Genomic DNA, 14504 nt, shown 5'->3' on the forward strand with positions numbered 1-14504 from the left:
CTTCGCGGCCGCGCTGTTTTTTTCAGAACAATACCATGACCCGAATGAGCCGCCACCTGCGAAAGCAAAAACGCACGCAACGGTGCAATGATACGCAAAGGAAGACTTGACTTCAGTCTTCCCTGAATAGGGTCAACAGACGATTGAAATGCCTTCGCGAGCCTCTGCGCCTCAAGATGCTGCGCCTGTGATCGACGCAACTGCGAGCGGCCGGCCGGCACGCAACGAGGCGGTGGCTGCCAGCGCCGCACGCAAGGCGGCGATCCCGTCAGCGATGCTGACCGGCGGCTGGCGGTCGTGACGCAGGTTGTCGACGAAATTCAGCAACTGGGAAGTGTACGCCGCGGCGAAGCGCTCCATGAAGTAAGGCACGGTGTCGTGCGCGATGCTGTTTTTGGTCATCACCAGCAGCGGCGTTTCGCGCAAATAGCCGATACGCAGCGTGCCGCGCGTGCCGAGGATTTCCGTGGCAATGTCATAACCGTAGACGCCGTTGCGGCTCAAGTCGATGGCGCCCAGCCGGCCATCCGCGAAGATCAAACTGATGACGGCATTGTCGATATCGCCCACGCCTGCCATTTCGGGATATGCCAGCACGCCGCCGATAGCGTAGGTGGTTTCGATCTCACCCATGAACCAGCGCGCCAGATCGAGATCGTGAATGCCCATGTCAACGATCAGCCCGCCGCTGCTGCGCGGATCGGCGTACTCCAGGCTGGGGCGGAAGGGATCGCGGCTGGTGGCGCGAAACACCACCGGGGTGCCGATTTCGCCTTGATCAATCCTGGCCTTGGCCGCGAGGTAACCGCGGTCGAAGCGCCGCATGAATCCCATTTGAAAAAAGACGCCGCAGCGTTCGAGCGCATGTCTCATCTCTTCCGCCTCCGCCAGCGAGAGTGACAAGGGTTTCTCGCAAAAAATCGCCTTCTGGCGTTGCGCCGCGGCAATGACCAGCTCCCGGTGCGTGTGCGTGGGCGTGACGATCACCACCGCATCGATTTCCTTGTCTTCCAGCAACGCGTGAGGATCAGCATACCAGCGCGGCACCTCGAACGCCTCGGCCACCTGTTGCGCGGTTTCGCGGTTGAGGTCGGCCACAGCGAGCAGGCGCGCTGCCGGTGTGGCTTGGGCGAGATCGCGCGCGTAAACCCGGCCCAATCGTCCCGCGCCGATCAAGCCGAGCTTGATTTTGGCTTTGGCATTTTCGGTCATGTTTGCGCCCTCGCTTGTCTGCGCGGCCGCCTTAATGCGGCAGTGCGGCTTTGGTGATCAACTCAATCTTCACCGGCACGTAGGCCGGCAACGTTTCTCCGCGCATGATTTTCACGGCGTGCTCGACCGCCAGGCGGCCCATCTCCGCGGGAAACTGCGCGACGGAAGCGGCCAAGGTGCCGGCGGCAATCGCAGTGCGGGCGTCCGCGACGGCGTCAAAGCCGAGGAGGGTGATCTGCCCGGTTTTACCTGCCGCCGCGATGGCCTCCATCGCGCCGAGCGCCATCATGTCGTTGCACGCGAACATCGCATCCAGAGCGGGATGCGCCTGCAGCAGATTTTGGCAAACACTGAAACCTTGATCGCGTTCCCAGTTCGCCGGCTGCGAGGCTACGATCGGCATGCCCGGCGCCTCCTGCAAGGCCTCGCGAAAACCGCGCAAGCGCGCCTCGCTGGTTTCGTGGCCGGGAATGCCTTCGAGAATCGCGACGCGGGCGCGGCCTTGCTTCAGCGCGATGAGATGCCGCCCGGCAACCAGGCCGCCATCATAATTGTCCGAGCCGATGAAAGTGGCAACGGTGACGCCCGCGGCCGCCGCCGCCTCTTCATCCAAACGGGTGTCGACGATGATCACCGGAATGCCGGCGGCGTTGGCTTTGCCGATCGCCGGCACGATTTCACGCGAGCCGCTCGGCACCACGCAGATGACATCGACCTTGGTTTGAATGAGATTCTCGATGATCTGCATTTGCTTTTCCACGTCGATTTCGCGTTCGGCGGCCTGCACGGTCAGGCGCACGCCCAATTGCCGGGCTGCGGCTTCCGCGCCTTCCTGCATGTCCATGAAGAAGGGATTGTTGAGCGTCTTCAGCACCAGCGCCACGCGCGGCCCGCCGGCGGCAGTTTGGCCGCTGTCGCGATTACAGGCCGCGAGCCCGAGAACGACAAGCAGACACAGAACGGTTCTTCTCATGATGACTCCTCGATTGGTCGAACATGATGGATTTCCCGCGGCGGGGCGGGTCTGCAAGCTTCGCGCAGTTCATTTTTGTGATGATTTCAAACCGGCATCGATCAACACCGCGATGATGATCACGGCGCCGATGATGATTTGCTGCAGGAATGAGGAAACGCCCAGCAGATTCAATCCGTTGCGCAGCACGCCCATGATGAACGCGCCGACGAGCGTGCCCAGCAGCGAGCCTTGGCCGCCCATCAAACTGGTGCCGCCGATGACCGTGGCGGCAATGGCGTCCAACTCATACATTATGCCGGCAATCGGTTGGGCGGAATTCAGGCGCGCGGTCAACACGACGGCGGCCAGCGCGCTGGTCACACCGCAGAGGCCATAGACCAGGGTTTTGTGCAGGCGCACATTCACGCCGGACAGCCGCGTAGCCTGCTCGTTGCCGCCCATGGCGTAGGTGTAGCGGCCGAACTTCGTGCGCGCAAGCAGGAAACTACCGGCAGCGTAGACGCAAATCATGATGATCACCGGCACCGGCACCCACAAGATTTCGGCGGTGGCGATTTGCCGGAACTCGGGCGCAAAACCCGAGATCGGCCGGCCCTCGGCATACACCAGCGCCGCGCCGCGCGCGACACTCATCATGCCGAGCGTGGCGATGAACGGTGGCAGTTTTCCCAGCGTGACGAGTAGTCCGTTGAGCAGGCCGCATACCCAACCCGCCGCCAGTCCCGCGCACACGGCGAGGGGAATCGGCAGTCCGGCTTGCAGTCCGCTCGCCAGCACCACGCCGGCAAACGCCACGATCGAGCCTACGGAAAGATCGATACCTGCGGAGATGATCACGAACGTCATGCCGACCGCGATGATGGCATTGATCGCAGTCTGCTGCGCGATATTAAGCAGATTGGCAACGGTGAGAAAATGCGGGGTGAGCAGCCACAAGCTCAGGCAGAGGGCCAGCAGACCCAGCAGCGTTCCCAGTTGCCGGCCGTGAGGTGTGAAAATCTTACTATCTGCCATGATCACCGAAAGGTGGTTGTTTGCGCGGCACGCGCAAATTGTCTGCGGTTGGCGGCATTCCCGGTCACGGCTGGCTGCCGGCCGGATGCCCGAGTGCGGCGTTCAAGATTTTTTCCTGGGTGGCGGAGCCGGCGGCGAACTCGGCCGTGAGGCGACCCTGATGCATCACCAGAATGCGGTCGCTCATGCCGAGAATCTCCGGCAGCTCGGAGGAGATCATGATGATACCTGCGCCGCGTGCCGTGAGGCGGTTCATCAACTGATAGATCTCGACCTTGGCGGCGACGTCGATGCCGCGCGTCGGCTCATCGAAGATGAAAATCTCCGCCTCGCCCGCCAGCCATTTGCTCAGCACGACCTTTTGCTGATTGCCGCCGCTGAGATACATCACCTTCTGCCAGAGGCCGGGCGTTTTGATGCGCAGCTCAGCCACGAAACGCCGGGCGAGTGCCGTCTCTGCTTTGCGATTCACCACGCCCAGCCGCGCCAGCCGACCCAAATTCGGCAGGCTCAGATTTTCCTGCAGAGAAAGAATCGGCACCAGCCCCTGAGCCTGGCGGTCTTCGGTGAGATAGCCCAGCCCCAGCTTGATGGCGGCCGCCGGTGAGTTTATGCGCACCGGCCGGCCTTTGATCCAAATCGTGCCGGCAGTGCTGGCCTCGACGCCGAAGAGCACACGGGCCAGCTCCGTGCGGCCCGCGCCCAGCAATCCCGCCATACCCAGCACCTCTCCCCGCCGCAGAGAGAAGGAGAGATCGCGCAAGACGCGGCCGCGGCTGAGCTGTTCCACGCGCAGCAGCTCCTCGCCGGCCGGCACTTTTTGCCTGGGGAAATATTCCGCCAGCTCGCGATTGGCCATCAAGCGCACCAATTGCGCCGGTGTGACTGCGGCGATGTTTTCCGTGGCGACGTGCCGGCCGTCGCGCAGGACGGTGACACGATCACCGACCTCGAACAATTCGGCGAGACGATGGGAAATGTAGATGATGGCGACGCCTTTCGCCTGCAGCCGGCGGATCACCGCGAACAGCTCTTGAATCTCCCGGTCCGTCAATGCCGAAGTCGGCTCGTCCATGATCAACACCTTCGCCTCGACTGACAGCGCTTTGGCGATTTCCACCATCTGTTGCTGCGCCACGCCGAGCCGGCGCACCGGTGTGCCGGGATCGAGATCGACACCCAACTCGCGCAGCAGACGAGAAGCTTCTGCATGGATTTGCTTGTGCGCAATGAGGCCGGCAAAACCCGCCGGTTCATGGCCGAGGAAAATATTCTCCCCGGCGGACAACTCGGGAATGAGATTGAACTCCTGATAGATGATGCTGATGCCGAGTTCGCGGCTGTGCTTGGGATTTTTGATTTCCACCGGCCCGCCGGCGAGCATGATTTCGCCAGCGTCCTTGCGGTAGGCACCGCTGAGAATTTTCATCAGCGTGGATTTGCCGGCGCCGTTTTCGCCCAGCAGCACGTGAACTTCACCGGTCGCGACTTCGAGATCGACGCCGGCGAGCGCCACCACACCCGGGAAGCTCTTGCGAATGCCGCGCATGGTGAGGACGATATCGTTGGGCATGACGGGGGTTCTCGGACACTGCCTTCATGATTTGCAGCGAGGCGGTGGTTGCGGCCAAGCATAGACACGAAATGCTACAATGTCAAGTGCCGTTTTGGTTGGAGGAAGGGGAGGAGGGTGCGTCGCCAGCAATCGGCAGGCGCGGAAGCGCATGGCCTCCATCCGATGCGGAGGTTGGTGCTGGGCGCTGTCTTTGGGGCTCGTGCTCATGACAGGGAAAGCCGCTGATCTCCGCGGCGATCTTGAGATAGGCATTCTTGATGGCAAGTTCGTAGTTTCTTTTCTCCCGCCAGGTGCCCCGCTTCCACCAGTGCGCCGCTGCCACGCCGTTGAGGTGCCACCATCCCATTTGATTCACATGATCAGCCGGCACTGGGAAATCACGCTGAACGATCAATTTGGTGGTGCCGTCATCTGCAACCAGGCGATCCTGCCAGCGCTGCGAGGTGACTGCGACCAGGCCATCATTGTCACCTTCTCTGGCATAGGTAATTTGCCAGGTCTTTTGAAACGGAAAGAAAGTCAACTCGCGCCGCTGCCAGCCGGCATAGGTTTGATAGATGACGGAATTGCTCGCTTCGGCATTGCGCGCGCTGGCGTTGAACTCCCGGCAGGCGGCGGTGGTGAGGCTCTGAAAGCCCTCGAGATTGATGACCTTGCGCAGCGACTCGATGATTCTGGTGAGGCCGAATTCCAGGAACCAATCGGCCACACTGGCGCCCAAGTGCGGCGTGCCCAACGTGGTGAGGGAAGCGACCTGATCGGCCATGCCGTGCTGCACGATCATGTGGCGGGCATCCAGGCCGCCCATGCTGTGGCCGATGAGATGAACTTTGGGCTGGCCGGTCTCCGCCAGGATTTTGCGAACCTGCGCTGCCAGCTCACGCGCCCGGGTGTCGACGTCAGCGGCAAAGCTCACGCTGGTGGCGAAAACCTCATAGCCGTGCCGGCGCAAGTGGCTGGCAATGCCTTTGAAATAGTGCAGGCGATCCGCCACCCGGCTGTCTTCATGCAGATTCAGCTTGCGGATGATGAAGTCGATGAGATAATCCGGACGGGTGATGCCGTGTGCCAGAATGATCGGATAACCGTGCTTCCCATTCATGAGGCCCAACCCGGACGAATCGAAACCGCAGCGTCGCAGAGAAGGCGGAGAACGTCGCTTTTGGAGGTGACCAATCTGCGATCACGAGGATTCCGCGGTTCAACTGTCTGCTTGGTGGATAGAAATCTCTCGGAGTTTTGTTCAGAGCCTGAAACGCAAAACGCGATGATTGCCTGGAGCACTTTGCAGGTGCCGGAGCCGGTCATGCGCAATGGCTGGCGTCATTTGCCAAAGAAAAAGAAGATCACACTCGAAGCAAACAGGCCGATCCACAAGAAGGGCGGAGCGCCCTGCACGAAAGCCACCACGCCGCCGATGATGCACGAGCCTGCCATCAAGCCGCTGCGCAAGCCGCGCAACGGGTTTTCCTGGCGCGGCGCGTTGAAGATTTGTTGCAGATAGCGCGAAGTTTCCGCGATGAACTCCGGTGCGCGCACCAGCGCATCGACCAATTCCGGCATGCCGCTGAAAAACTGCTGCAGCAGCCGCACGGGGTCATAGTGTTCGTTGTAAATGGCGTGCACGTGGCGCCGCGACAACGCCGGCACGTCGAGATGGGGATCCAACTGCAAGCCCACGCCCTCAAACGTCACCAGCGCCTTCACCATTAATGTCATTTCCACCGGGAAGAAAATGCGAAACCTGCCACCGAGGCGCAGCGATTCGAGGATGAGCTGCGCCAGGCTCAGGCTGCCATCGGAGGCATGCAGCAAGTAGCGCCGGGACAAGTCAGTCACCGCGCGCCGGAAGCCGGTGGGGTCACCGCCTTCGCCCGGGCGCGCCATGGCCATCAAGTAGCGCGCCGAGCCGGTGATGTCGCCGTTAACCAGAGCGTGGAAGTAGTACAGCATGCTGAGCTTCATCTTCTCGTCGAATCGCCCGACCATGCCGAGGTCGATGAATCCGACTTTGGGGCCGGGCAGCACGATGAGATTGCCGGGATGCAAATCAGCGTGAAAAAAGCCGTCGGCATAAAGCATCTTGATGATGGCGCCGGCGCCCAGATCGATGATGCGTTGCAGATCTTCCTGGCTCAGTTCCTGCACCTTGGGATCGCCGGGCTTCAGGCCATCGAGATAATCCATGCACAGCACGTCGCGCGAGCTTAGCCAGTGATGAATTCTGGGGAAGACCACGTCGGGGTGGCGGGCAAAATTGGCGGCAAAAATTTCGGCATGATCGGCCTCATATTTCAGGTCGATTTCTCTTTCGGTGTAGGCGCAAAACTCGTTGATGATCATTTGGGGCTGGTAGCGCGGCAGCAGCCATTCCAGGAGATGGGCAAACAATTGCAGCAGCTTGATGTCAGCCAGGATGGCCTCGCGAATGCCGGGCTTGATCACTTTGATGACGACGGTCTCGCCGGTGATGGTCTGTGCCAGATGGGTTTGCGCAATGGAAGCGGAGCCGATGGCTTGCGGTTCGAGGTGCGTGAACAGCTCGGTCAGCGGGCGGCCCAGGCTGGCGGCAATGATTTCCGCGATGGCTTCGAACTTGACCTCGGGCACGCGGTCCAGCAGTTGTTTGAGCTCATCGGTGATTTCACGCGGCAGGAGGTCTTCGCGGATGGCCATGATCTGGCCGAGCTTGATGTAGGTCGGCCCCAGCAGCTCCAACCGCCGGCGCAATTGCACGGGCCAGGGCTGGTCGCGCAGTTCTTTGAGAACGAAGGGCCGCACCAGTAGCGCCAGAAAACGGGAGCCGGCGGAATGCAGATACTTGCGTTTGTCGGCAGGGAGGCGCTGCACCGCGGCGAGATGGCTGCCCATGAGCAGGCCGAACAAATGGCGCAGGAGCAGGAAAAAACGGCGCCCGACCCGCGGCCGGAAAACCGGCGGTGCTGAGGCCGTGGCGTGGAGGTGATACTTGTGGTTGGTGGCAGGCTGAAACACCTGCACGCGTGCCGCCAGCGGGGGGGAGGCCTCCGCCGCCGGCGCGGGCATGGCTGTGGCTCTTTCCATGATGCCTGGGTTTCGTAAAACAGAAAAAGCTGTCGAACTGCGACAGCTTTTTCTGTAAATCTCCGGCGCCTAGGCAATCACACTTGTCTGCCTGTCCGAAATTGATGACCGGCCGCGCCTGGATCAGCGCAAATGAACCATATGTAATCCCGTGAATCTCACATCATAACCGGCCGGTCAGCAGATCAAACTTTCGGACCTTCACATCAAACATCACATGGCTTTGGCCTTGGGACCGGTTTTTGTAGCCTCCTCCAATCTTTGCACCAGCGCCGCCACGCTTTCCGTGAGCTTGTCGACTTTCTCGGAGAGGATCTTCACCTCGTCACGGGCAGCTTCGGCCGGCCGCTCCGCCGGGCCGATGACTTTCTTCCGCACGAATTCGGCGGCGTCATCCAGCCGGGCAAAAACGTCGTGGGTGAATTGCTCCACCTTTTCGCTGACATAGGTGGGCGCCGGCTCGCCGTTGGTCTTCATGGTTTTGCCGTTTTTCTCCACCATCTCCCGGCCGCGCTCGACGAACCGGTTGAACAGCTTGGTGCCTTCCTTGTCGATCGTGGAGAATACGCCCAAGCCCGCCAGCCAAATCTCACGCGAGGTCTTGGAGATGCCCTCTTGCAGCACCTGCAAGGTGCCCTTCGCGTCTTCCACCATTTGTTCGACGGATTTGTGCTCCATCGTCTCTTTTTCGTGAGTCATAATGCACTCCTTTCGAGAGCTTGCCTCTCGGTTGAATCGCACGTCTCCTGAAAGCGGGTTCGTGGCTTTCTCCTGAATGCCGGCTGCGACACTTAAGCTCTGCGAATACGGAGGCACCGAAAAGACCGTCCGGACGGCTCTAAACTGACTTCCACTAAAACTTACACGATTGGGCTTGTTGGGACTTGCACATTCCCGCCCGGACGGTTATTCCATCTTCCATCTTCCTCACAACACGGTGTCTGCCAGGAAACCGCGCCGAAGGCATGCAATTCAAACAACAATCAAATTTGCAATACTCAGGCCACCATTTCCAGCAGTGGCGCCTCCAATTATTCTGGATTTATCTCATTAAATTCGGTCAAAATTTGCCAGCTTTTCGCAAGGTTAGGAATTCTTCCCTTCTCTTTTCTCATCCTTGCTGCTGGACGCAGGCGGCGGAGGGGGCGCATCGCCAACGCTCTCTGCGCCGGCCTCACCAGTCGCAGGCTGACTCGCCAGCGCGCGAATAATCCTCTCCAAAGATTCAACCCGACGCTGCAATTGCCGGAGATCCTCGGCGTGGTCGCTGCTGAACAGCTTGTTGATGGCGCCCGGCATCAGAGCGCCAATGCCGTGGCGCACCTGTTCCAGCCCGCCGTCGATGAGGTTGCTGCCGACCCGGATCAAATCATGCAACAGATCCGTGGTGAGCGGATTGCGGCCTCTTTTCCCTTCTTCGAGAATCACCTGGGTGAGGGTTTGGGTGGTGATGTCCTCGCCGCTGCTGTTTTCCACCACCTGAACATCGACACCCTTGCGAATCAAGCTGGCGATTTCTTCGAGAGAAATATACCGGCGCTCCTCGGTGTCATAGAGCTTGCGGTTTTCGTAGCGTTTGATGAGGCGATTCATATTCTGGCTCGAATATAACACACCGCGTTATAAAAGTCAAGGCGAATTTGACGCAATGCGTAACAAATAGAACGAACCACAGCGTACTGAACCACAGAAAATCTATTAATAAAAATAGATATTAGTGAATGTGCGATGATTTCAGTTTCCTTATCCTTGCCGCATCGCGTTAGAGAAAACGCCAAAAGATGACGCAACATGTAATGAGAATTGCCTGCAGTGCTCCTGCATCGTTTCAGCATTCGTGCGCCGGTGCGCAGGGCGGCATTTGGCGACACCTGTGGTCTCGGCGCGGCCGACTGTGACACCCCAAGTTTTCAGAATTGCGAAAAATGACAATTCCCGCGAGGCCGGTTCCCGTCACGCCGCCAATAAAATCAAACAAAGCTGAAAGCGATCATCGGCGTGATTGTTGCACAAGCACCGGCCAGAAGCATTTGCTCTGTCGGCAAGGAGGCGCGGATGGAACGATATGCAATCGATCTGGCTGAGACGGAATTGAAGGCACAGGTCAGCGAAAACCGGAAGCACTGTGATCGCCACCTCGACCATGACTTCGCCGTCAAGCTGGTCAAATACGTGCTGGCTCCACTCAACGATTGCTATTTCCGCTCGGAGTTCATCGGATTCGACCCGCTGCCGGAACGCAACCATCCCGACCGGCCGCTGATTCTCGCGAGCAACCATGCCGGCATGGCTTTTCCGTGGGACGGCATCATTTTCATCTCCCAGCTTTTTCGCCGCAACAATTATGATTTCTCCAAAGCGGTGCGCGCGCTCACCTCGCCGATGCTTTCACAAACCACGCTGATGAATCCCTTTCTGGTGAGCAATTTCTGGAAGAAAGTCGGCAGTGTCGATGCCACCACGCTCAACGTCGAGACCATGATGCAGCAGACCGAGATGAACTTGTTGATCTATCCGGAAGGCGTGCCCGGCATCGGCAAGGGCTTCGACAAACGCTACCAGTTGCAGCGTTTTGCCACTTCCTTCATTCGCGTCAGTCTGAAGTACCGCACCGACATCATTCCGTTTGCCACGGTCAACAACGAGTTCATCAATCCCTATGCTTACCAGTCCGCGACCGTCAACAAAATCGCGAACCTGCTCGGCATCCCCTTTCTGCCGCTGGGACTGATGACGGCTCTGATTCCCTTTCAGCCCTGGCTGTTCTACTTTGCCTTTCCCGCCAAACTCACTTATGTGATGGGCAGGCGCATCAAACCCTACGAGATGATCGACAAACCGCTGAATCGCATCACCGAGCAGGACATCAACCAACTCACCATGCTGGTGCGGCGCCAGATGCAGGCGGAATTGCAGGAAGCGGTCCGCCGCTACGGCCGCCAGCCGTACGCGCTCAAGGAGTTTTTCACCACCTGCCGCCAGCAGGTGCGGCGCTTTCCCTATTTTCTGCCGTGCTTTTGGCCTTCGCTGTTTGCGGAGGTGGAACGGCGCAGCCGGCAGCGCGACGACCTGCCGTGGGACATGAGCCTGTGGGCCGGACTCAAGGCGTTTCTGCGGCGGCCGCTGAGCTTGGCGTTTTTTGTGCCGGTGCTCGGCTGGATTCCGATTCTCTGGCGCGGTTACACCAACAAATCCTGACACCATGCATCACGCTGCCCTGCACCTCGCGCTCAAGCTGGACTACAATGAAATCCCGGTGCCCGAGCGCATCGTCATCCAGTTGGAGCCGGGCGAAATCCGCCTGCTCAAACGCATTCGCTATCATCAGCACAGCACCGATCCGCTGCGGGCGGTGAAACTCAGCTTGCGTTACGGCGCCGGCCATCATTTGCTGATCGCGATGGAGCTTGCCGGCCGGATCGTGCTCATTCCCGGCGGAGAATTCCGCTTTGGCGGCACGCGGTTGGTGCTGGTGTGCAAGCCGACGATCGCGCACAACCGCTTGACGTTGCACAAGGCCACCATCAAGGAAATCGACATGCCGTTGATTCCGCGCTTCTTCGAGGCTTTCGTGCGCGAGCTGGTCAACAAGAGCTTCCTGCCCAACCTCGGCCACTCACTCAACTTTGATCTCGAGAGCATCCTCGACGAAGTGCGGAAGAAGGTCAACGATTTGGAGCCGATCAACCTCAGCATCGGCAAACAGCATTTTCTCTTTCGCATCTCCCCCAACATCGAAGACGGCGAGCACGAGCTGACCCTCTCGCATGACGCCATCGTTCTGAAGCTGCACCTGCAATTCACGCCGGTGTTCGAGATTTACAGCCGGCGCTGAGCCGGCGTCGGCGCGCGGCGCACCGGGATTGGGATGATTCCGGCCGCGATCCACCACCGCCTTCGCTCACGTCTTGTCCTTCTTGTCGCGAATGTCCTTCAGCAGCTTGGCGGCTTCGGCCTGGTGTTGCGGGTCTTCCCATTGCGCCCGATCCAGCGCGATGCAAGCCTGCAATTGCTCACGCGCTTCCTGGTAGCGCTCCAGTTTGATGAGCGTGCGGCCGTACTCCAGGCGGTGGACGGGTTTCCGGCCGTCGAGCGCCACGGCTTGGGCAAACATCTTGGCCGCCTCTTCCAGCGAGGCGCCGGGCGGCACGCCGCCATAGATGACTTTGGCCGCCGCCTTCATTAACCAATCCAGCGTGGCGATGTTGTAATTCCAGCGGCCGAGGATGTGATAGGCGCCGTCATGCCGCGGATGGAGGGCAACCGCGCGTTCGGCTTCTTTTTGCACTTCCTTCGAAAGCCGGATCTTGGTCTTGCCACCTTCGAACAAAGCAACGCGGCCCACGCACAGGGCCAGGGCAAAGTGCGATTCCGCGGAATCGGGATAGAGTTTGACGGCCTGCCGCGCCAGGCTGTCACCTTGCAAGTAGATTGCCTTGGCCTGCTTCTTGTCCTTCTGCTCGAAGGTTTTGCCGACATCCGCGCAGGCGCGCGCGGCCTTCCACAGCGCTTCGTAATTGTTGGGATCCATCTGCAGCGCAGCGCGGAAATTGCGCAACGCGCCGTCATTGTCGAATGCAGCATACGCTGCGTTCCCCTGCGCCAAAATGCGCTCCACCCCGTCTTCTTGCGCGCGGCACTCACGGCTCAACGCCACCAGCATCAGCAGCACGGCCACCAGCCATCGCCAAATCATGAGATTTCCTCCTCACCGTGGGTTTTGAGAGACCTCGGATCTTGCATCATTCCGCCTGGGTCGAATGGTTCACTTCGCCGGCCAAAGGCCCCGCGGATTTCACTGCGCTGAAGCCACTAAAAAAACTCAATAATCATACCATCCCATGACGCAGTGCGTGAACTTGACGGACGGCGCAGCCGAGTGAACAAAGTTCAGGAAATACAGCCAGCGGTGAGCGCTACCGCGTCTGATTTCGGGGCCGGCCGGTTCTGACCCGGTAGCGCGAACCTGCGCTGATTTCCCAACATTGCGAAGCGTTTTCGAAAGAGTAAGAATTTTCGCGGTTTCGCATGAAATCCAAAATCCGGCGAAAACCGGCCTCCAGGTGGTAACTGAAACACTCTCAACCAGTTGAATCAGCGCGCCGGCAGCCGCAGCCAGCGGCACTTTTGCCGGAGCCGGTGGAACAGTTATTGAACGTCATTCAGCGGAATGGCCCGCCTGATTAGCACGATCAGCCCGCCTGAATTCGGTTGCATAAGTATTCCTCGGTTGCCTGTCGAGCCGCTGGCTCGCCAGGCGACACCGGCTGAGTCTCCTATCCTAATCAACTGTTCTTCATATAAAACTCTGATGAGAAGGAGGACTTATGCGAAAAGGGCTGCTGCTATTATTGTTGCCCCTCCTGGCCGCACATTCTCTGCAGGCGAGCGGCTTCAGTATCTATGAATTTGGCGGTCGTGCCTCGGCCATGGGCGGAGCCGCGGTGGCGTGGGCTTGGGACGGCTCCACGATATTCTACAATCCCGCCGGCCTGGCGTATCTCGATGGCACGCGGATATATGGCGGGACCACACTGATCTTTCCCAACAGCCGCTTTGTCGGCGCTGCGCCCGTGTTCAGCAGCGCCATGTATGAAACCCGCGACACGTTTTTCTATCCCATCAACTTCTACTTTTCCCATCGCTTCACTCGGAAGTTTGCCGCCGGCCTCGGCGTCACCAATCCGTTTGGTTTGGGAGTGGAATGGTATGATGACTTCTCCGGGCGCGGGTATTCCAAGAACGCGCAATTGAAATCGTTCTACATCTCGCCGGTGGTGGCCTATCAAATAACCCCGAATTTCAGCATCGGCGGCGGCGCAGACCTGGTGCTCGCCAGCGTGAAGTTGGAAAAGAACGTGTTTCTCTTCGACAGTCCGGGCTCGCCGGGCTATGAAGTGGGCGACGTGACGCTGGAGGGCAACTCCAAGCTGGCGCTGGGATTCAGCGCCAGTGCCATGTTTCGCACCGCGCGGCTGGGTTGGGGCATTCTCTATCGCCACTCGATCAAGAATGAATTCAAAGAGGGCGAAGCGGACTTCACGATTTTTGACAATCTCACCGTGCCCAATGCCGGCGCGCTGGCGCGCACCCTGCTGCAGGATCAAAAAGCCAACACGGCCATCGAATTTCCCAATCTCATCGCCACCGGCATTCACTACAAATTCACCGATCAGCTTGCGCTCGAGGCCGATTACATCTGGTTCAATTGGTCGGTGTTCAATGAAATCGCGCTGGACTTTGCCAATGACCGGCTGGATCAAACCATGCTGGAGGAATATGACGATTCCTGGCAGGGCCGGCTCGGACTGCACTATCAGTTGAACGATGCGCTCGCGTTGCGCGCCGGTTATATCTACGACAAGACGCCGCAGCCGATTCAAGCGGTCAGCCCGCTGCTGCCAGATGACACGCGCCACAACTTCAGCCTGGGCGCGGGCTACACGTTCGGCAAGTATCAAATCGATGCCGGTTACATGCTGGTGCTGCTGGGCAAGCGCACCACTCTCGAAAATGGCGTGGGCAGGAACTATCACGGTTTCGACGGCACGTATAATTCCCGCGCCGATTTGCTGTTCGCCAGCTTTGGCTACACCTTCTAGCGGCGCGGAGCACCAGCCCGTGATGAATTGGAATCGTGACAATCATGCGTTGTGACCGTGG

The 14504-nt window shown here is 59.3% G+C and carries 12 protein-coding genes; 3 read left to right on the forward strand and 9 right to left on the reverse strand.

Translation table 11 applies throughout. From position 1 onward, the window contains the following. Positions 1-171: 171 nt before the first annotated feature. The 8 genes from iolG to L6R21_22420 form a co-directional block, all read right to left on the reverse strand. Complete coding sequence (gene iolG, locus L6R21_22385; protein ID MCK6561956.1) at positions 172-1212, reverse strand: inositol 2-dehydrogenase; 1041 nt, start codon at positions 1210-1212, stop codon at positions 172-174. Between the two features lie 31 nt (positions 1213-1243). Beyond that, positions 1244-2185, reverse strand: a complete 942-nt coding sequence (locus tag L6R21_22390) for a sugar ABC transporter substrate-binding protein (GenBank protein MCK6561957.1) — start codon at positions 2183-2185, stop codon at positions 1244-1246. Positions 2186-2254: 69 nt separating this feature from the next. Beyond that, on the reverse strand, positions 2255-3202 hold the full coding sequence (locus L6R21_22395; protein ID MCK6561958.1) for a ribose ABC transporter permease: 948 nt from the start codon (positions 3200-3202) through the stop codon (positions 2255-2257). Positions 3203-3266: 64 nt separating this feature from the next. Next, positions 3267-4775, reverse strand: a complete 1509-nt coding sequence (locus L6R21_22400) for a sugar ABC transporter ATP-binding protein (GenBank protein MCK6561959.1) — start codon at positions 4773-4775, stop codon at positions 3267-3269. Positions 4776-4857: 82 nt separating this feature from the next. Next, positions 4858-5880 carry an alpha/beta fold hydrolase gene (locus L6R21_22405; protein ID MCK6561960.1) on the reverse strand — a complete coding sequence of 341 codons (1023 nt, stop codon included), beginning with the start codon at positions 5878-5880 and terminating at the stop codon, positions 4858-4860. Positions 5881-6101: 221 nt separating this feature from the next. Continuing rightward, positions 6102-7841, reverse strand: coding sequence for an AarF/UbiB family protein (locus tag L6R21_22410; GenBank protein MCK6561961.1), 1740 nt, complete (start codon positions 7839-7841; stop codon positions 6102-6104). A 213-nt stretch (positions 7842-8054) separates the two neighbouring features. Further along, positions 8055-8540: a phasin family protein gene (locus tag L6R21_22415; GenBank protein ID MCK6561962.1), complete on the reverse strand. Its 486-nt coding sequence runs from the start codon at positions 8538-8540 to the stop codon at positions 8055-8057. Between the two features lie 387 nt (positions 8541-8927). Next, on the reverse strand, positions 8928-9434 hold the full coding sequence (locus tag L6R21_22420; GenBank protein MCK6561963.1) for a polyhydroxyalkanoate synthesis regulator DNA-binding domain-containing protein: 507 nt from the start codon (positions 9432-9434) through the stop codon (positions 8928-8930). Positions 9435-9896: 462 nt separating this feature from the next. On the opposite strand from L6R21_22420, the gene L6R21_22425 reads away from it, so the two are divergent. Together L6R21_22425 and L6R21_22430 are read left to right on the forward strand one after the other, a co-directional pair. Next, the gene (locus L6R21_22425; GenBank protein ID MCK6561964.1) at positions 9897-11039 is read left to right on the forward strand and encodes a hypothetical protein; all 1143 of its coding nucleotides are present in this window, start codon (positions 9897-9899) and stop codon (positions 11037-11039) included. Positions 11040-11043: 4 nt separating this feature from the next. Beyond that, complete coding sequence (locus L6R21_22430) at positions 11044-11676, forward strand: hypothetical protein (protein MCK6561965.1); 633 nt, start codon at positions 11044-11046, stop codon at positions 11674-11676. 66 nt (positions 11677-11742) lie between these two features. Here the strand turns inward: L6R21_22430 and L6R21_22435 are convergent, their stop codons facing one another. Further along, complete coding sequence (locus L6R21_22435) at positions 11743-12537, reverse strand: tetratricopeptide repeat protein (protein ID MCK6561966.1); 795 nt, start codon at positions 12535-12537, stop codon at positions 11743-11745. Positions 12538-13168: 631 nt separating this feature from the next. Here L6R21_22435 and L6R21_22440 point away from each other — a divergent pair. Beyond that, positions 13169-14443: an outer membrane protein transport protein gene (locus L6R21_22440; protein MCK6561967.1), complete on the forward strand. Its 1275-nt coding sequence runs from the start codon at positions 13169-13171 to the stop codon at positions 14441-14443. Positions 14444-14504: the final 61 nt, after the last annotated feature.

The organism is bacterium (assembly GCA_023150945.1).
GTDB lineage: Bacteria > Zhuqueibacterota > Zhuqueibacteria > Zhuqueibacterales > Zhuqueibacteraceae > Coneutiohabitans.

Coding starts and splice junctions, on each gene's coding strand:
- L6R21_22395 (MCK6561958.1), bottom strand. CDS start 3,202: ATGGCAGATAGTAAGATTTTCACACCTCACGGCCGGCAACTGGGAACG.
- L6R21_22390 (MCK6561957.1), bottom strand. CDS start 2,185: ATGAGAAGAACCGTTCTGTGTCTGCTTGTCGTTCTCGGGCTCGCGGCC.
- L6R21_22425 (MCK6561964.1), top strand. CDS start 9,897: ATGGAACGATATGCAATCGATCTGGCTGAGACGGAATTGAAGGCACAG.
- L6R21_22430 (MCK6561965.1), top strand. CDS start 11,044: ATGCATCACGCTGCCCTGCACCTCGCGCTCAAGCTGGACTACAATGAA.
- L6R21_22400 (MCK6561959.1), bottom strand. CDS start 4,775: ATGCCCAACGATATCGTCCTCACCATGCGCGGCATTCGCAAGAGCTTC.
- iolG (MCK6561956.1), bottom strand. CDS start 1,212: ATGACCGAAAATGCCAAAGCCAAAATCAAGCTCGGCTTGATCGGCGCG.
- L6R21_22420 (MCK6561963.1), bottom strand. CDS start 9,434: ATGAATCGCCTCATCAAACGCTACGAAAACCGCAAGCTCTATGACACC.
- L6R21_22440 (MCK6561967.1), top strand. CDS start 13,169: ATGCGAAAAGGGCTGCTGCTATTATTGTTGCCCCTCCTGGCCGCACAT.
- L6R21_22415 (MCK6561962.1), bottom strand. CDS start 8,540: ATGACTCACGAAAAAGAGACGATGGAGCACAAATCCGTCGAACAAATG.
- L6R21_22435 (MCK6561966.1), bottom strand. CDS start 12,537: ATGATTTGGCGATGGCTGGTGGCCGTGCTGCTGATGCTGGTGGCGTTG.
- L6R21_22410 (MCK6561961.1), bottom strand. CDS start 7,841: ATGGAAAGAGCCACAGCCATGCCCGCGCCGGCGGCGGAGGCCTCCCCC.
- L6R21_22405 (MCK6561960.1), bottom strand. CDS start 5,880: ATGAATGGGAAGCACGGTTATCCGATCATTCTGGCACACGGCATCACC.